A 17,343-nucleotide genomic window follows, 5' to 3' on the forward strand; every position below is an offset into this window, starting at 1 on the left:
GGAACAATGGCAATGCGTCATGATCATTTAACATTTCCAGTTGGTAAAAAAGGTGAGCACAAGGTCACTAAAGTTGTTCTTGTTCAACTTGGTTCTCCAAAGTCACCATCAACTTCAGATGTACGAAAATATTTAAAAGAGTTCTTGGCCGATCCACGAGTTGTGGATATTGATCCACGAGTTTGGAAAATCATTTTAAATCTCTTTGTTCTACCTTTTAGGCCAAAGAGGTCGGCAGCTCTTTATAGTAGAATATGGGAGGGAAGTGAATTTCCTCTAACTAGAATCACGCGTGAGTTTACCCATCGAGTAAATGAGCTAACACCTGAGCATATCGAAGTTGAGCACGCGTTTCTACTTTGTGAGCCAAAAGTTGCAGACGTTTATGCTAAGTGGGAAAAAGAGCTTGATGAGAGAAGGGATCCAGCTCAAAAGTTAATTGTTATTCCAATGTTTCCACAATACTCAGAATCGACAATTGCAAGTGGGATCGATTTCTTTGGAAAGCTTTTAGAAACTAAGGTTAGGATTCCAAACTTTGAAGTCATTACAAACTTTCATCGTCTACATGCTTTTATTGATAATTCGGTTGCAAAGATCAATGAGAAGTTGGCCAATGAAAATATCGATGATCTCGTTATCTCTTTTCACGGGATTCCAAAGAGGAGAGTCATCTATAAGAAAGATCCATATTATCAACACTGTTTTGAAACTTTCGAGTTAATCAAGAGAGGCGTCGTAGGGATTGATCCAGAAAAGATTCATATGACTTATCAATCTCGCTTTGGCAGTGAAGAGTGGCTAACTCCTTATACTGATGAGTATACGGCCAACCTTGCAAAAGCTGGTGCAAAGAATATTGCTGTTTATTGTCCAGCGTTCGTTGCGGATTGTTTAGAAACGATTGATGAGATTGGAACTGAGTTACAAGAAGAAGTTGAAGAGTATGGTACTCACATTCATGCAATTGAATGTTTAAATGACGACGAAAATTGGGCCAAGGGTTTTGCTAATTACGTTGAAACTCTTTGTGAGAATCCAAAAGAAGTTGAAAAAATCGAATACCAAATAGAAGAGGAAAAATACATGGATATGCCAAAGCAAACAATGGAATCAGAGCCATTAAGTGATAATGCTAAGAAGTCGCTTAAAATTGTCTTTTTAACATTATTCTTAGATCTTGTGGGATTCTCAATTATCTTCCCTCTATTTCCAGCACTTGCTAAGTATTATTTAACAGTTGATGCCGATAACGTTTTCTTAAAAGCAATCTTTGGCTCGATTGACACGCTAACACAAGCAGGAGGAGCAAGTAACTTCTCTGCCATCGTACTTTTTGGTGGTGCACTTGGTGCACTTTATTCTCTGTTACAATTTGTTGCAGCACCTATTTGGGGAACGATCTCAGACCGTATTGGAAGAAAGCCAGTTCTGCTAGTTTCTGTGTTTGGTCTTTTTATCAGTTATGTCCTATGGGCCGTTGCTGGTAATTTTACAATCCTTATTATTGCAAGATTCATTGGTGGGATCATGGGTGGAAATATCTCAACAGCAACTGCTGTTGTGGCCGATGTGACAACTAATAAGAACCGCTCTAAAGGAATGGCAACAATCGGTATTGCCTTTGCACTAGGTTTTATTATTGGGCCAGCAATGGGGGGAATTCTTTCTCTATTTGATCTAACAAAGTTTTATCCAGTTCTTGCTGACTATGGTGTAAACCCTTTTTCAATGGCCGCAATTGTCGCTGGTGTTCTTTCTCTATTTAACTTAATTAATTTATTTAATAAGTTTGATGAAACACTTCCTGAAGCGAAGCGCGGAAAACATGAAAGTGAAAGAAGTGCTAACCCAATTACTCTTTTTAAGCCTCTTCCGTACAAAGGTGTTAACCTTACAAACTTTGGTTACTTCTTATTCTTACTAGCATTTAGTGGGATGGAGTTTACATTAACTTTCCTTGCAGCAGAAAGACTAAGTTACTCATCAATGGATAACGCTTATATGTTTATCTTTATTGGTTTAATCTTAGCTCTTGTTCAAGGTGGTTATGTTCGCCGTAAGGCACATACTGTAGGTGAGAAGCGTATGGCACTTCAAGGCCTTGTGACAATTATCCCGGGTCTTATTCTTATTGGATTTGCACAATCTTCTTGGTTAGTTTACGCAGGTTTATTTTTCTTAGCAGTGGGATCATCTTTAGTTATCCCTTGTCTAACTTCGCTTGTTTCAATGTATTCTCCGGCACAGAGTCAGGGACATGTTATTGGTGTTTTTAGATCGCTTGGAGCATTAGCAAGAGTGATTGGGCCAATTGTTGCCTCTCTTGTTTACTGGCGCTATAGTTCGGCAGCACCTTACTATCTTGGAAGTATCTTTTTGATTATTCCAATTCTTATGATTGCAAGACTTCCAAGTCCACAAGAAACAAACGAATAGTCTGCCATACAGATAAAAGAAAAGCCTCGCTTTGCGAGGCTTTTATCATTTTGGACTAGTGTCCCGTTTTCATTTCAATTTGCGATTGCATGTAATTTTCGATACCAACTTTTTCAATTAAAGATAGTTGAGTCTCTAACCAATCCACGTGCTCTTCTTCAGAGTCAAGAATCTTTGAAAGAAGATCGCGAGAAACATAATCTTGCTTCTTTTCACAAAGTTCAATTGCTTCTTTAAGTAATGGTACAGTTTCAGCTTCTGTTTCAAGATCAGCTTCGATGATCTCTTTTACATTTTGACCGATTCTGATTCTTTCAAGCTTTTGAAGATTAGGAAGTCCCTCTAAGAATAGAATTCTCTTAATTACTTCATCAGCATATTTCATCTCATCGATACTTGCTTTGTATTCAAGATGGCCAATCTTATCGAGTCCCCAGTCTTCAAGCATTCTTGCATGAAGAAAATACTGATTAATGGCCGTTAATTCTTTTGTAAGAACATTATTTAATGCTTTGATTACGTCTTGATCACCTTTCATGATTAATCCCTTTCATTAATTTACTATGGATTAATGCTATAGAAGATTGGGATGTGTTTCAAGGATTTTATTTTTTGACTGGAGTTAAGTTATTCTTAACCTCATTGCCTTGCTCATTTTGATTCGATTTGAGGTTCTTCTTAGCAAGACCGGCAGAGACTTGTTCTAATAAGCAAACACCGCATGAGTTACCGATTCCAAGGCTGTTGATTACCTCTTTCTCTGTTTGTCCCTGCTTTATCGCATTATCGAGCATATCTTGTGTAATGGCGTTACAAATACAAATATACATTTACTTGTCTCCTCATTTGATCTTATCGTCAAAAGTTTTGTTAATCAAACAAAAAATTGAAGAATGATATAGAAATTTGGAGGGTCTAATATAATTTCAGTAGTTTATGACTTTTTCAACGAAGTATTGGGCCATCGTTGAACGGTATTGGGAAGATAATAGTAGCTCATCGCTGTGACTCATTCCGGGACATCCGTTCACTTCAACAAGCTTATATTGGCCATCTATGGTCTCAAGAATATCAATGCTGATGAAGTAGAAATCTAAGGCGTTTGAAACGCTCGTGGCCAATTCTAAAACCTTAATTGGGACATTCTCTTCGTTAACTAGAATTGTGTTACTAGCGGCAAAGTTTAGAATGTGAAATGCTTCTTCACTTGCCTTAGGCGTCTTCTTTATAACGAGCTTTTGAATTCTTTTAGAATGAATATTTTTAAAAAGCAGCACGCGCCATTCTGCACACAACTCAATATAGGGCTGGATAATATAATTTAGATCTCCCTTACGCAGTAACTCTTGTCGATCTTTTAGAATATCTGTTGAAGGGAAAACTCCCTTTGCCTGTAGGCCTCTAGTCGTTTTAATAATCCACTTCGATTGCGTGTCACAATAATGAGGCTCTTGTTGCAGTGAATAGGTTTGTATTAAATGTGAAGGCGCTAGAACTTCCTTAAAAAACGGCCATTGTTTATACTTATCTCTAAGGATTCGTGAACAAGTGATAGGGTTGATGACTTTTTTATTGCTAAGTGTGGCCAATTTTTCAAGGTCATCATCATTATAGCTTAGTCCCGTGTTACGATTAATCACGAGATCGGCCCAGGCCAACTCTTCATAACTTACGGAGTAAGGATCACTGAATCGGCACGAATGAGTTGCTTCTGTGATCGCTGCTTCGAGTTGAACACAAGCATAAAGCTTTGGGTTCGTGGTTAAGATGAGTAAGTTTAGACTTTCCATATTGCGTAATATCTCACTAAAATATTGAATATCTATAAATTATATATGATATTATAACACTATACTAATTTGGCCTTAATGGTAGCTATGAATCGATTATCAAAATTTAATTACACAATTTTATTCTCATTAATTATCTTTTTACTTTCTTGCTCTGGTGTTGAGGTTATTGAAAATGGCCAACTCAATAAGGAAGTTGTTGTTACCAATAGTGCTGAGCATAGTGATCATCAGGGGGAAGTGGCCAGAAAGAAAATCGAGCACCCGAAAAATGATGTTAAAAGTGATAAGTTCAATTTTACTGACCACTCACATAAGAATGAATTTTCAGCAGTAAAGAATACAAAGCGCGTTGAGTCTTTTTGTGGCGATATTGATGACAAGTTTAAAAAATATGGTTGGGGTAAGTCTCATTGTGATTCATATAAATGGATTCATGTAAGAGATACTCATCAGGGCCGTCCTATTATGTGGACTGTTTTTGGTGATGAAGAAGAACACAAGCAAGAACCTAAGAATATGACTTTAGTTCTATGTGGTGTGCATGGTGATGAAATCACTCCAATTAAATTCTGCTTTGATATCCTTCACCATCTCTATCACGAAGTAGCGACAATTGAAGGTCAAAAAAAGCTTAAGGATAATCTTGTGGCAGTTGTTCCAATTGTTTCTCCTGATTCATTCTTTAAGAAAAGACCAACTCGAACAAATTCTCGTGGCATTGATCCTAACAGAAATTTTCCAACTAAAGATTGGGAGAATAAGGCCCTTCATCTTTGGAAAACTCGCTACGGAGCTGCTAAAAGAAGGTTCCCTGGTAAGGTGGCAAATTCTGAGCAGGAAACAATATTCCAAGTAAATATTATTGCTCGTTATAACCCAAATAAGATCATTACTGTTCACGCACCTCTAACTATTCTCGACTATGATGGACCGGTTGTTTCAAATCATATTCATGAAGAAGATGGCCTTGCTCTAAAGGCAGAAGAGCTTCTAAATACAATGAGTGAAAAGGCCAATGGTTACCGCGTAAAAAATTATCCTTTCTTTCCTGGAAGCTTAGGGAATTACGCTGGAAATGAGAGAAAGATTCCTACTTACACACTTGAACTTCCTTCAAGTGATAACCGCAATCATAAGAAGTATTGGAAGATGTTTCGTGAGTCAATTGACTTCGCTGTTTTCCATGCTCCAATGACTCGATCGGACGTTACGGCCAGAAAGAACCGAATTGATTAAAGTTTAGTCATTTTAGTTACTTAATGGGCCTTTAGGGGCCACTTTTTTACACTTTCATATCAATTTAAATTGACTGAAATTCCATTAGGATTTATTAGTAGCCTATGGAAAAGAACTTATGGAAATTAGTGGGCCTAGAGGCTCCAAGTACCCCTTATGATATGGCAATTGTTACTGACGAAGTTAGGCCTCACAGCGTCAACCTTGTTGGTTTTGGTTTTGATGGAACGGCCTGTTTTAGAAAAGGAACACGCCTTGGGCCAGATGCCTTAAGAGAAGTCTCGGACGGTATTGAAACGTATTCACCATATCTCGATCTTTCGACTGAAGATTGCACTTTCTATGATCTTGGAAACCTTCCTGTTGCTGATCAGCAAGAAGAGAGTTGGAAAGTTGCAACTGCTTGTTTCGAAAAAAACTTCGACCATATTAATTTAAAAGAAAATGATATTAAGATAATGACTCTTGGTGGAGAACATTCAATTTCTTATGCACCAATTAAAAAGTACCTTCATGATTTTGACGATCTAATGCTTATTCATCTTGATGCGCATGCAGATCTTCGTGATGGTTATTTAGGCTACCATTACTCACATGCTTCAATTATTAAAAGAAGTCTTGATCACTTTGGTCCACAGCATAATTTAATTCAATATGGAATTCGCTCTGGAACTAAGGAAGAATACGATTATATGAATGAGCATGGAACTATTGCAAAATCACGAGCAGAGTTCTTAGATCGAGTTCGTGCGATTCCTGCAGATCGTCCTGTTTATTTAACTCTGGATCTTGATTATTTTGATCCAAGTTTCTTTCCGGGAACAGGAACACCTGAGCCTGGTGGAGAGGATTTCCATTCATTCATCAGTTTTGTTAAAATCCTACTAGAAAAGAATATAGTAGGTTGTGATATTGTTGAGCTTGCCCCTGAGATTGACTCTTCTGGGAATAGTTCTGTTTTTGCTGCGAAAGTTGTAAGAGAGATGATCCTACTACTGACTAGTAAAACGAAGTCTTAATAAGAAAAGGAAATTTAAGTAATGACAAATGAGACTTGGACAATTCAAGATTCTGATCGCCTCTACAACGTAAGTAAGTGGAGTAACGGTTATTTTAAAATTGAAGAAAACGGACAACTTAAAGCAACTCCAAATCCAAATAAGAATGTTGGAATTGTTATTAATGACGTTATTGAAGAAGCTAAAGAACAAGGAATTCAATTACCACTAGTAATTCGTTTCCATGATATTTTACGCTCACAAGTTAAGCTTTTAAATAATACCTTTCAAAAGGTAATTGATGATGAAGATTACCGCGGAAAATTCTTTGGTGTTTATCCTGTTAAGGTAAACCAAATGAGAGAAGTTGTAGAAGAAATCGTTGATGCAGGCTCTCGTTATAATTATGGACTAGAAGCTGGTTCAAAGCCTGAGCTTTTATCTGCACTTGCATATAATAATAATGCTGATTCTCTTACTGTACTTAACGGTTACAAGGATCGTGATTATCTAAAACTTGCTATTCTTGGTGCAAAACTAGGACGCAAGGTTTTTGTTGTTATTGAAAAATTCTCTGAACTTCGTATGCTAGTAGAGTTAGGCAAGGAGCATGGAGTAATTCCATTTATTGGTATTCGTGGACGCATGTCTGTAAAAGGCCGTGGTAAATGGGAATCAAGTGGAGGCGATAAGGCCAAATTTGGTCTAACGACTTCTGAAATTATCTTAGCTATTGAATATTTAAAAAAGCATGATCGTCTTGATATGCTAAAACTTTTCCACTTCCATATTGGATCTCAAATCACTGATATTCGCTCGATTAAAGAAGCAATTGAAGAGGGTTCTCGTATCTATTGTAAGATGCAAAAGATTGGAGCTCCTCTGCAGTACTTTGATGTTGGTGGTGGACTAGGTGTTGATTACGATGGAACAAACTCGACAAATGATTCATCAATTAACTATTCAATCACTGATTATATTACTGATATCGTTTATGGACTAAAGTCTGTTTGTGATCTTGAGGGTGTTGAGCACCCACATATTATTACTGAAAGTGGCCGTGCAATTACTGCACACCACAGTTGTGTTATCACTAATATTATCGGTGAAATCGACAATACAAAAATTGAGTTTTCAACTAAGCAAGAAACTGGTGAGCATAACCTTGTTACAGAAATGAGACAAGTTGGTGAAGTTCTTGCAAAGACTAAAAATTGGCAAGAAGCATATAACGATGCAATGAAGATTAAGTCGGATTCAATTCATGCATTCAAACTTGGTATTCTAGAGCTTGAAGAGCGTGCAAAAATTGAGACGATGCACCTTCGCATCTTAAAGGAAATTAGTACATTAGTTCCAGAAGAAGATTTTCAATCAGAGCTAATGGAAGATTTAGAAAATACTTTAAGTGGCCAATACCTTTGTAACTTTTCAGTTTTCCAATCTGCATGTGACAGTTGGGCAATTGAACAAGTGCTACCTGTTGTTCCATTGACTCGCTTAAATGAAAAGCCTGGTAAGAGATCAACACTAGCTGATATTACTTGTGATAGTGATGGTAAGATTGATCGCTTCTATGACCCAGATGAAGGGTTTAAGAAAACAATTGCTGTACATCAACTAACTGAAGGTGAGGAGTACCGTATTGGAATCTTCCTAACAGGTGCTTACCAAGATGTAATGGGTGATATGCACAACTTATTTGGGCGTGTAAATGAAGTTCACGTTTATGCAGATAGCGATGATCCAAAAGGATTCTATATCGAAGAAACAGTTGAAGGAAACTCTGCTCGTCAGGTTCTTTCAACAATGCAATATAACCCAGAGTTTATGGCATTTAAGGTTAAGCGTTATATCGATCGCCAAGTTTCTCGTGGCCGCATTCGTCCACGTGATGGTGTATCACTTGTAGACTTCTATGAGGATTGCCTTAAGAGTTACACTTATCTTAAATAAAACGGCCGTAACTTATTAGTTACATTGTAAAATTATCGGTCCCTGATAATTGACTTACTTACTTTAGTGTTTGATAATTATTGTATTATTAAAAGAAAGTTTGTCAGGGATCGATAACATGTCTTTAAAATTTGAAAAGAATTCAACCAAAACAGCTAAATCACCAACATCTAAAACTAATTATTTCATTATATGTACACTGTCTTTAATGACACATGGTGTATTAATTTACAATTGGCTCATCACAAGAAGCTTATATAACTTAATCTTCATGGTTGCTGCCATTGCTTTTGCTATCTTTGCTATGATTCCAATGATCAAAGAGTATTACGCAAAAGTAAGACTCTTTAATGATTCAGAGTTACTTCGTTTAGAAGTTGATCGACTAAAAAATGATATCAAGGATTTGAAAGATAGTAAGAAGTCTCTTCAGATTAAACTTTCTCAGGAAATGGATATTGTTTCTGGTCAAAAAGAACAAATCTCTGAATATGAACTAATGACGATTGAACTTCAAAATACAATGGAAGATATCAAGGACCAGCTGCTTGTTGTTAATGATGGCCATAAGGGTATGGAATCAATCGTTGATGCAGTTAATGAGTTAAGAGAGAAAGGTCTTGAGTTCATTAAAGAGCTACCAAAGCAAAAAGATGCACAACTTCAAGCAGAGCAAGGGGATGTGAAGTTCAAGGAAACATTTGAAAAGTTCATGAGTGAATTCCAAGATATGAAAGATATCATCTTTCAACTTAAAACACTTAGCTTTCGCGTTGATGTTCAAGCAAGTCTTCTAAATGACTCAGAAATGACTCAAAGTAGTAGCGAACTTGAAGGACTAAGTCGCAATCTTGCTAAATTTTTCAATAATGTTATTGGCCTACTTTCAAACCTAGAAGAGACATATCGTGGAAATCAAGATGAGCTTATTGAGAAGCTTTCTAAATGTCGTGATGAAATGGACTCTTTCCTAGATTCAAAGCAAGACATTGCTTGTGAAATAGAAGAAGTAAGAGGACAAATCGAGGCCGCTAGCGAAATTATTGCAACTAAAATGGATTTAGTTGAAGAAACTATTGGCAGTGAGGAGAATTCTCTTTCTGACTTTCTAGACGATGAAGACGTTGATGCAGACTCTGAAATCGTAAAAGAAAATACAATGATTTCAGCTACTAACGCTCAAAATTTAGATTCTCAAATAATTCAATAATTCATATATTAAAATATTTTAATCTTTTTACCGATACTTCTCATGTCAGCGACAAAGCTGATGTGAGGAGTAACGGGAAATGCCAATTCAGGACCTATCAAATGTCGATCTAAGTGCTGCCGATAGTACACAAGAATCAAGTGTGCAGGAGTATAAATTTGGTGGTGTTCATGGCCATAACGACCTCTCACATCTTTCTCTCTATTATAAACAACCTATTAAAGCTCTTATTGGACGAACAGGAATTGTTATTCTTAGTTTTTTTACAATAGGGCTTATCTTGTCATTTGTGACTTTATTCCTTAGTTATACAACCTTTGGAAGAGAGTTTTTACAAACTCTAGTCTTTAAAATTTTCTAAGAAATATCTTTTAAAATAGTGCTCGCAATTTGTTTGGGAATAGGCATGATTGAAAGGCGAGAACCCTTCTTTACAAGAGGCATCTCATCGTAGCGAGGATCTGCTTTCATCTCTTTAAGGGTTAGTGCTTTTGAAAATTTTTCGACAAATTTTACATCCACAAGAAACCAACGAGGATTATCAGTCGTGGCCTTAGGGTCAAAGTACTTTGATTTTTCATCGAATTGAGTTTTATCTGGATGAGACTCTTTGACAACTTCAGCAAGTCCCACAATTGCTGGCTCCTTACAACTTGAGTGATAGAAGAAGACCTTGTCTCCAAGCTTCATTTCATCTCTCATGAAGTTACGTGCCTGATAATTTCTCACACCATCCCAAGACTCCGTTTGTTTCGGTCTTCTTGCAAGGTCATCAATTGAGAAAGCATCAGGTTCGCTTTTAAAGAGCCAGTACTGCATGAACTAAGTCCTTATGGGTTTTGGATTAAACCTTCAAGATTCTTCTTCATAAATGTTGGCAGATAAAAAGCTGCCTTATGAAGTCCTGCATTGTAGTAAGAGAACTCAAGTCCAGATTCTGCTACTGCTTCTTCTCTAAAGTCATTAATTGGGTGAGTGTCGCCTTTAGTTGCAAAAGTAAATGACCACAGTCCACCTGGGTAAGTTAGGTTAGAGAAGTTATAGATAAATGTATTTTTGAAAATATCATTTAAAACACCAAGCATACTCTTTTGAATCTCTGCTTCAAACCAAGGTGATTCACCTTGTGAAACAACGATACCATTATCTGCAAGACACTTATTTACGTTTGTGTAAAATTCTGGACCAAATAGAGGGGCCGCTGGACCGATTGGATCAGTAGAGTCGATGATGATAACATCAAACTTTTCAGTAGTTTCTTGTACAAATTTAACACCGTCACCGATGATAAGGTCTAATTTTGGATGGCCTTTAAGTACTTCAGCAGTTTGTGGAATGAATTCCATACATGCTTCACATACGGCGCCATCAATTTCAACCATTGTACACTTCTCAACAGAAGCGTGGCGAAGAACTTCTCTTGCTGTACCACCGTCACCACCACCGATAACGAGAACGTTTTTTGGATTAGGGTGAACAAATAATGGAACGTGAGAAATCATGTCGTGATAAGCGATTTCATCTCTTTCCGTTACCATTACTAGACCGTCGTTAAGAAGCATTTTTCCATGCCCTTTTGTTTCAACAACGTCTACTGTTTGGAATTCTGTTTTTTTCGAGTAAAGAACGTTCTCTACTTTATATCTCATTCCGTAAAAATCTTTATATCTTTCTTCAATCCATAGGTTACTGTGCATAGTTGTCTCCTAAAATATTTAAATTAATTAAAGTAATTTGTAAGGTTTTAAGCGGTTTGTACGTAGCTTGTAAAAATGAGAAAAGTACATGATGTATCCACATTTTAAGAAGCTTTCAACTTGCGTCTTTGCCTTGTATTCACCTGGGTTAACATTTAAACCACAAGTCCCGTCTTGATTAGGGCAGAACTCGATGAAGTCATAAGAAATTGGTTCCATGGCATCGATTAGAACACTTGCAATTTCTTTCATATCAATATCAGTTTCAAAACTAATATATGGGCACTCTTCTTGCGGAGTAATATGGCAAGTGAAGTAGTTATCATCTTTAATCGCATTTAAAGAATATCCGTAAGGATTGAAAACAAAATCATCTAGTTCAAATCCTGGAAGAATCTTATCAAGCTTTAATAAGTTTCTAATTTGATTTTTTGTCACATTCTCATCTGTAAGAAGTTTTCTTGCTTCACAAGAAATCTCATACATTAGAAGCTCATAAGTATGATCATCTGCTGAAGGAGTGTATTCTTGATCTAGGAAATAAATATAATTGTGATGGTCGTCGATATTTCCAAAACGAAGCGCTGTTCCATTAAATTTATTTTCTAATAATTTTATATCATCCATAAAAGTTGAGTGCTGCATATGTGAGAAGTACTCATTCTTTCTTTGAAATATAAGTTGTTTAATTGAATCCTTGCCATATTCACTTGTGAAGAAATCAATGGCCTGAATCAATGTCGTTTGTCCACAAGTGATGATAAGCATACGATCTTCCCAAACAAATAGGGAAGATTCTGAAAGTAGGAAAGCTTTCAGTTTGTCATTCTTTACACTAGATAGGATTGTCGCTTTCGCTTTTTCAACTAGCTGGGCCCAAAATGTATCAGGGATTTCTAGTAAGTTAAGGCCATCTTTAACGATAATTTCGGCCTTCTTTTCTGAACCTTCAAAAATCATAATTCATCCAATTTTAAATGCATTTATACCTGCTTACTTTACGCAAGTACTCAATATTACAACTAATTTTAATATCACATCTTATTGCTTGTGGGCCCATCAGGCAAGTAATAAGGAGCAAATGCGGCCAATCATATAGATTTTATAGCCAATAATTTTGGGCAACAGCCTAAAGTTTTAACCAAATTTTACCGATTAATAACTGTATAGCATTAATGAGGGGATTATCATGCTCGCCAGTTTTTCAGAATTTAAGTTCTTTCAATCTTTCAGAATACCTGTAGAGGAAGCAGATAACCTACGTTTTCTTATTCAAAAAGAAGATGAAGTAGGACATCTAGAATATATCGATGATGCAAAGCTTGTTGATATTTCAATAACAGGTTTTGGCTTTAAAACTCATGAGAGAATTTCTGTAGGAACGGAGCTTGAAGTTTCTTTGCAATTTAAGAAAAAGCATCTTGATCTTACGGGGCGAGTTGTTCGCGCTTTCTCGAATGTATTAGAAGACGAAGAAATTATCTACGGTGTTGAGTTAGATGTTGAAAAGGGAATTAATAAATTCCTCGAAAGCTATATCATGAGCTTCTCTTCAGAAAGACTTAAAGACTGTTTAATTCAATCAGCATTAAAAGAGCGCTACACAGATCCTAATGAAGGATTTGAAATGTTCTCTCTTTTACTTTCTCTATTTAAAGACATCACTCACTTTGGTGACAAAGAAGGGTTTCTTGATACTATGCTTGAAGAAGTTATCCGCATTTTAAATGCACAACGCTCTTCAATCTTTCTAATTAATCCAGATACAAATGAGCTTGAGGCCATTGCAGCGTTAGGGCTTGATAAGACTGGTTTAAAGTTTGATTACCGTCTAGGTGTTGCTGGATCTGTTTTTACAACAGGTGTTGCGCTAAATATTTGTACGGAAAGTGATGAGTCACGTTTTAATAATGCTTTTGATGAGCAAAATGGATTTACGACAAAGTCGATTATCTGTTATCCAATTCATAACCGCGAAGACAAAATTATTGGTGTCATTGAAGTAATTAATAAACGTAACGAAGACCGTTTTACAATTGAAGATGAAAAAACAATGAAGGTTCTTGCCCTTGTTTTCTCTTCAGTATTTCATAGCTTCAACCCGATTTCGAATAATTCTAAAATTCGTAGGTTCTCAGCTCCGTATGATCGTCAGTATGCAATTATTGGAAACACAGCTGGTGTTAAGTCGATGAGAAATTCAATCTCAAAACTTAAAGATCTAGATAGTCCTGTATTAATCACTGGAGAGAAAGGTGTTGGTAAAAATCTTTATGCAACTGTTTTACACTTTGAAGGTAAGCGCGGCCTGCATGAAGTTAATACAGTAAATTGTAAATTACAAGATATGCAAAAATTAGAGGCCCAGCTATTTGGTCCTGATGAAGAGAAATGCGTTTTTTCAAAGACTCAAGGTGGAACAGTAGTTCTTAACCACATTGAGAATCTATCTTACGAATGGCAAGAGAGACTTTTTGATGTTATTTCAAATAGAGGAACTCCTGGTGGTATCGTAAGCATCGATTGTCGAATTATGGCAACTTCTATTAAGGATTTAGGAATTCTAACAGATGAAGGTTTATTTCACCGTGATCTTTTTGAATTCTTATCACAAGCGCAAATTAATATTGACCCACTAAGACGTCGTGAAGATGATATTGAAATGCTTGTTGAGTATTTCTTAAAAGTTGAGTGCAAGAGACAAGGCCTGCTTCTTAAGAGCTTCTCTAAGAAGGTTATGGAGCAAATTCTTCAGTACGACTGGCCAGGAAATGTTTACGAGCTAAAAAAATGTATTGAGAGAGCTGTGCTATATCATCCGAAATCACATATTATCTCTGATATTGAAATCAATGATGGTGTATCACCTTTAGTTGATATCTCAATGAAGCAAAAACAGTTTGGTCAAATTGATCACGTAACGGATTTTACTTTACCTCTAAAAGATCGTCTTGCACTAGTTGAGCGTGAGATGATTCTTAATGAGATTAAGAGAAATTTTGGTAACAAATCTAAGGCCGCAAAAGAGATGGGAATTTCAAGAGAGGCACTTCGTAAGAAGCTAATTTTCTCTCAGGAAGTACTTGATGCTCTTGAGAGTCCAGCAGAAATTACGAAAGAAAAGAAAGTTGCTTAAATTTAGTAATAGTAGAAATAAAAAGGCCTCGCAATGCGAGGCTTTTTTATTATAATTTATAGTTCAATAATAGGTTTCCATTCAAGCCAATCTTTATCGGCCTTTTTATGAATTCTAAAATAATCTTTTTTACGCTGTGAAAATTTCTCTGGGGTTGCAAACTCAACTCCACCCGATAAAAGCGTTTCTAGTGATTGTGTGCTGATCTTTGCGCCTGAAAATAATCCGAATTCAACATCAACTCCACTTACATTCCAAAATTTTGTCTCTTCTTTCAAAAGTCTGTGGTATGGAGAATTCACAAAGATGTCTGCGATAACATTCTTAGCGCGTGTATTAAGTCTTACGTCTGTAATAACTCCCACTTGAATGCCACGATAATAAACACCTTGGCCTTTTGCTAGGGAGTTTCGACGATCACTATAAAGGCTGAGTCTTTGTCCATATTTATTATGAACCTCTTTGAGTGGAGCTTGTCTCAAGGCCTTAAATCTATCAGTTTCTTTACTCTTTCTATATCTTGAGCGACTGATATCAACAGCAATATAATTTCCTGTAAGTGCATCTAGTGACTCAATCCCACTAAGAGAAATTTTTGGTTTAACTTCCCAAAACTGTGCACCTTTAACAACAACTTTTTCAAACTCTTTCTTTATATTTGCCTGTACTGTTAGTGTTGATTTATTACGATCAACTTTTGAGCCTGTCACATAACCAATAATGATACTTCTAAATTTAATAGGTGTTTTAACCTTTGAAACAGCACTTCCCAGTGGGAACTCTATTGAAATTTCTTTACCTGGAATTGTTTCTTCGTACGATGAGTAGAGCTTATAGCTCTTTTCGAAGTTTTCTTTTAAGATTGTTTCATCATCACTTTCAAAATTAACAAATGAAATTCCTCCTCTTACAAGAGAAGCTAAAGATTCAGTTCTAACTTTTACTCCAGCAAGTGAAGCATCAACACTTATTCCGCTAACATTGTAAAACCTAGATGTTGAGTGAATAAGATTTTGGTAACGATCTTCAATGAAAACAGTAATATCAACACCATCTCTTTCCATATCCAGATCATAGCCTGTTACTTCACCAACTTGAATCTTGTTATAGTAAATAGGTGAGCCTATTGAGATAGGGCCAAGTTTGTCGGCGTTTAGCTTGATATAGATACCATCTTTTCTAAGACTTCTTGGTGTTTCATTTAGGGCATCAAATTTTCTAATGAACTTGCCTTTAGCTGGATGCATGTTGATAAATTTACCACTAATAATTGTGCTTAAGCCTGAGATACCTGAAAGATTAACAGTTGGGCTTACTAGCCAGAACTTTGTATCCTTTGAAAGATACTCACGCATGCGTGGATTCATCTCAACATGAACGGCAACACTTGTAAGGTTTTCATTTAGTTCCGTATCTTTTACACGTCCTACAATTGTTCCTTTATAGATAATTGTCGTTTTACCTGGAATGATCCCATCAGCATTTCTGAAGTTGATTGTGATATATGAGCCACGGGCCATTAAGTTTGTATACAAAAGCCAGATTCCAATAGAAACCGCAGCAACAGGAAAAAACCATATTGGATTTATTCCTTTTTTGTTAACAACTTGAGGTTTTGCATTACTCATATCTTTCCTTATCATCCCAGATTAATCTAGTGTCCACTTCGTTTGAGGCCAGGATGGTTAGTATTACAACTGCTGTAAAGTAGAGCACTGCGGGCTCTGCCTTTATTTGAGAAATGAATTCAACATTAACAAGAATAACGAGTAGGGCGATGACAAAGATATCAAGCATAGACCATTTTCCAACGATATGAACAACTCGATATAACTTTGTTAACTTCTTCTTTTTTCTCTCATCTAAAGTATTTATATTATCAATGATATACCAAAGTGAAATGATTTTAAATATTGGGACAATTATACTTGCCGCAAAAACAATCATGGCAATGGGATACATTTTTAAATTGATTAAGTTTATGACACCACCAAGAATTGTTCTTGGTGTACCTCTGTTAAATGTAAGAACGGTCATCATGGGAAGTAGATTCGCTGGTATATAAAGCGCGATGGCCGCAATTAAATAGGCCTTACAACGTGAGATTCCTTCGTAGTTTCTAAGCTCGATCTTTGCTCCACATCGTGTACATGTAAGAATAGAATTTACTTTCTGACACTTCGGGCACAGGGCCTTTTGATGATCAATTCCTCTCATAAAGCCTCTTCCATAATTCATCAAAATGAGTAACCGATTGAAGTAGAATGTTATTAACCATGAGGAGGATTAAGCTCAGAGTCCCAATTGTGAGCTCAACATCTGAGCGGTCGACCATTTTGGATACGGTAACAATAATCCCCATAAAGTAAACATCAACCATAGACCACTCATGTGAAGGTGCAAGGTACTTCAAAAGAGGCCTACCAATATTTCGATTAATAAATTTGTTTTTAAAAATTATTGATAAATATACAAGCAGTCTAAAGAGTGGAATAAGGATAGCGAAGAGAACCACGGAGATTGCTATTGGCCAATAAGCTTTAGTGGCAAATGCGAAGACTGACTGATAAGTCGATGTTTCTAAATTACTACCTGCCATATGAATTTTTAATACTGGTAGAAAGAATGCCGGATAAAATAAGAGAAGGCCTGAGATTGTAAGAACTCTTACCATGCGAATCGTGCTATCTCCGCGGTAAAGAGTGTAGCCACAACAGTGACAAACGGCCTTTTGTCTCGGGGCGATTAATTCAAATTCATAAAGTTCATCACAGTCAGGACAGAGGATTAATTTTGAATTATCCTTTAGCGTTTCCTCATCAATTGGAAGAGACGTTTTGTCTGTGTCGTCTAGAATTATGGCCATACTAATATTAGG

The 17,343-nt window shown here is 36.4% G+C and carries 16 protein-coding genes; 7 read left to right on the forward strand and 9 right to left on the reverse strand.

Annotated features, from left to right (window positions below; genetic code table 11):
- The first annotated feature begins 6 nt into the window (after positions 1–6).
- Complete coding sequence (hemH, locus tag ACMAYS_RS00500; RefSeq protein ID WP_392992164.1) at positions 7–2,439, forward strand: ferrochelatase; 2,433 nt, start codon at positions 7–9, stop codon at positions 2,437–2,439.
- Positions 2,440–2,494: 55 nt separating this feature from the next.
- On the opposite strand, the gene bfr is transcribed toward hemH, so the two are convergent.
- The 3 genes from bfr to ACMAYS_RS00515 form a co-directional block, all read right to left on the reverse strand.
- Positions 2,495–2,977: a bacterioferritin gene (gene bfr / locus ACMAYS_RS00505; protein ID WP_103217041.1), complete on the reverse strand. Its 483-nt coding sequence runs from the start codon at positions 2,975–2,977 to the stop codon at positions 2,495–2,497.
- Between the two features lie 67 nt (positions 2,978–3,044).
- Positions 3,045–3,269 carry a bacterioferritin-associated ferredoxin gene (locus tag ACMAYS_RS00510; protein ID WP_103217042.1) on the reverse strand — a complete coding sequence of 75 codons (225 nt, stop codon included), beginning with the start codon at positions 3,267–3,269 and terminating at the stop codon, positions 3,045–3,047.
- A gap of 96 nt (positions 3,270–3,365) precedes the next feature.
- Positions 3,366–4,229, reverse strand: a complete 864-nt coding sequence (locus ACMAYS_RS00515) for an ATP-grasp domain-containing protein (RefSeq protein ID WP_412462530.1) — start codon at positions 4,227–4,229, stop codon at positions 3,366–3,368.
- Positions 4,230–4,316: 87 nt separating this feature from the next.
- Here ACMAYS_RS00515 and ACMAYS_RS00520 point away from each other — a divergent pair, with 87 nt between their 5' ends.
- From ACMAYS_RS00520 to ACMAYS_RS00540, 5 genes are all read left to right on the forward strand, one after another.
- Positions 4,317–5,468, forward strand: coding sequence for a M14 family zinc carboxypeptidase (locus ACMAYS_RS00520; RefSeq protein ID WP_158246802.1), 1,152 nt, complete (start codon positions 4,317–4,319; stop codon positions 5,466–5,468).
- A gap of 104 nt (positions 5,469–5,572) precedes the next feature.
- Complete coding sequence (gene speB / locus ACMAYS_RS00525; protein WP_412462531.1) at positions 5,573–6,487, forward strand: agmatinase; 915 nt, start codon at positions 5,573–5,575, stop codon at positions 6,485–6,487.
- Between the two features lie 21 nt (positions 6,488–6,508).
- Positions 6,509–8,422: a biosynthetic arginine decarboxylase gene (speA, locus tag ACMAYS_RS00530; protein ID WP_103217045.1), complete on the forward strand. Its 1,914-nt coding sequence runs from the start codon at positions 6,509–6,511 to the stop codon at positions 8,420–8,422.
- A gap of 118 nt (positions 8,423–8,540) precedes the next feature.
- Positions 8,541–9,632 carry a hypothetical protein gene (locus ACMAYS_RS00535; protein ID WP_103217046.1) on the forward strand — a complete coding sequence of 364 codons (1,092 nt, stop codon included), beginning with the start codon at positions 8,541–8,543 and terminating at the stop codon, positions 9,630–9,632.
- 79 nt (positions 9,633–9,711) lie between these two features.
- Complete coding sequence (locus tag ACMAYS_RS00540; protein ID WP_103217047.1) at positions 9,712–9,993, forward strand: hypothetical protein; 282 nt, start codon at positions 9,712–9,714, stop codon at positions 9,991–9,993.
- On the opposite strand, the gene ACMAYS_RS00545 is transcribed toward ACMAYS_RS00540, so the two are convergent.
- From ACMAYS_RS00545 to ACMAYS_RS00555, 3 genes are read right to left on the reverse strand one after another with little or no spacing between them, the layout of a single operon-like run.
- Positions 9,990–10,451, reverse strand: a complete 462-nt coding sequence (locus tag ACMAYS_RS00545) for an EVE domain-containing protein (RefSeq protein ID WP_103217048.1) — start codon at positions 10,449–10,451, stop codon at positions 9,990–9,992. The genes ACMAYS_RS00540 and ACMAYS_RS00545 overlap by 4 nt on opposite strands.
- Before the next feature lie 11 nt (positions 10,452–10,462).
- Complete coding sequence (gene speE, locus ACMAYS_RS00550; RefSeq protein WP_103217049.1) at positions 10,463–11,329, reverse strand: polyamine aminopropyltransferase; 867 nt, start codon at positions 11,327–11,329, stop codon at positions 10,463–10,465.
- Positions 11,330–11,356: 27 nt separating this feature from the next.
- Positions 11,357–12,289 (reverse strand): adenosylmethionine decarboxylase, encoded by a 933-nt coding sequence (locus ACMAYS_RS00555; RefSeq protein ID WP_412462532.1) that lies wholly within the window; start codon positions 12,287–12,289, stop codon positions 11,357–11,359.
- Between the two features lie 229 nt (positions 12,290–12,518).
- Between ACMAYS_RS00555 and ACMAYS_RS00560 the strand changes: the two genes are divergently transcribed.
- Complete coding sequence (locus ACMAYS_RS00560) at positions 12,519–14,465, forward strand: sigma 54-interacting transcriptional regulator (protein ID WP_103217051.1); 1,947 nt, start codon at positions 12,519–12,521, stop codon at positions 14,463–14,465.
- A gap of 56 nt (positions 14,466–14,521) precedes the next feature.
- On the opposite strand, the gene ACMAYS_RS00565 is transcribed toward ACMAYS_RS00560, so the two are convergent.
- Genes ACMAYS_RS00565 through ACMAYS_RS00575 form a run of 3 tightly spaced genes read right to left on the reverse strand, consistent with a single transcriptional unit; the run spans position 14,522 to position 17,331 of the window.
- Positions 14,522–16,093 (reverse strand): intermembrane transport protein PqiB, encoded by a 1,572-nt coding sequence (locus ACMAYS_RS00565; protein ID WP_412462533.1) that lies wholly within the window; start codon positions 16,091–16,093, stop codon positions 14,522–14,524.
- A complete protein-coding gene (locus ACMAYS_RS00570; protein ID WP_412462534.1) occupies positions 16,086–16,682 on the reverse strand; it encodes a paraquat-inducible protein A in 597 nt (198 codons plus the stop codon). Before ACMAYS_RS00570 ends, ACMAYS_RS00565 begins: the two co-directional genes overlap by 8 nt.
- The gene (locus ACMAYS_RS00575; protein ID WP_103217054.1) at positions 16,669–17,331 is read right to left on the reverse strand and encodes a paraquat-inducible protein A; all 663 of its coding nucleotides are present in this window, start codon (positions 17,329–17,331) and stop codon (positions 16,669–16,671) included. The genes ACMAYS_RS00570 and ACMAYS_RS00575 overlap by 14 nt, the downstream gene beginning before the upstream one ends.
- Positions 17,332–17,343 lie beyond the last annotated feature (12 nt).

Origin of the sequence: Halobacteriovorax sp. RT-2-6, assembly GCF_047085025.1 — a bacterium.
Lineage (GTDB): Bacteria > Bdellovibrionota > Bacteriovoracia > Bacteriovoracales > Bacteriovoracaceae > Halobacteriovorax_A.

Excerpts from the sequence above, each read along its gene's own strand:
- hemH (WP_392992164.1), top strand. The coding sequence starts at position 7 with ATGGCAATGCGTCATGATCATTTAACATTTCCAGTTGGTAAAAAAGGT.
- bfr (WP_103217041.1), bottom strand. The coding sequence starts at position 2,977 with ATGAAAGGTGATCAAGACGTAATCAAAGCATTAAATAATGTTCTTACA.
- ACMAYS_RS00510 (WP_103217042.1), bottom strand. The coding sequence starts at position 3,269 with ATGTATATTTGTATTTGTAACGCCATTACACAAGATATGCTCGATAAT.
- ACMAYS_RS00515 (WP_412462530.1), bottom strand. The coding sequence starts at position 4,229 with ATGGAAAGTCTAAACTTACTCATCTTAACCACGAACCCAAAGCTTTAT.
- ACMAYS_RS00520 (WP_158246802.1), top strand. The coding sequence starts at position 4,317 with ATGAATCGATTATCAAAATTTAATTACACAATTTTATTCTCATTAATT.
- speB (WP_412462531.1), top strand. The coding sequence starts at position 5,573 with ATGGAAAAGAACTTATGGAAATTAGTGGGCCTAGAGGCTCCAAGTACC.
- speA (WP_103217045.1), top strand. The coding sequence starts at position 6,509 with ATGACAAATGAGACTTGGACAATTCAAGATTCTGATCGCCTCTACAAC.
- ACMAYS_RS00535 (WP_103217046.1), top strand. The coding sequence starts at position 8,541 with ATGTCTTTAAAATTTGAAAAGAATTCAACCAAAACAGCTAAATCACCA.
- ACMAYS_RS00540 (WP_103217047.1), top strand. The coding sequence starts at position 9,712 with ATGCCAATTCAGGACCTATCAAATGTCGATCTAAGTGCTGCCGATAGT.
- ACMAYS_RS00545 (WP_103217048.1), bottom strand. The coding sequence starts at position 10,451 with ATGCAGTACTGGCTCTTTAAAAGCGAACCTGATGCTTTCTCAATTGAT.
- speE (WP_103217049.1), bottom strand. The coding sequence starts at position 11,329 with ATGCACAGTAACCTATGGATTGAAGAAAGATATAAAGATTTTTACGGA.
- ACMAYS_RS00555 (WP_412462532.1), bottom strand. The coding sequence starts at position 12,289 with ATGATTTTTGAAGGTTCAGAAAAGAAGGCCGAAATTATCGTTAAAGAT.
- ACMAYS_RS00560 (WP_103217051.1), top strand. The coding sequence starts at position 12,519 with ATGCTCGCCAGTTTTTCAGAATTTAAGTTCTTTCAATCTTTCAGAATA.
- ACMAYS_RS00565 (WP_412462533.1), bottom strand. The coding sequence starts at position 16,093 with ATGAGTAATGCAAAACCTCAAGTTGTTAACAAAAAAGGAATAAATCCA.
- ACMAYS_RS00570 (WP_412462534.1), bottom strand. The coding sequence starts at position 16,682 with ATGAGAGGAATTGATCATCAAAAGGCCCTGTGCCCGAAGTGTCAGAAA.
- ACMAYS_RS00575 (WP_103217054.1), bottom strand. The coding sequence starts at position 17,331 with ATGGCCATAATTCTAGACGACACAGACAAAACGTCTCTTCCAATTGAT.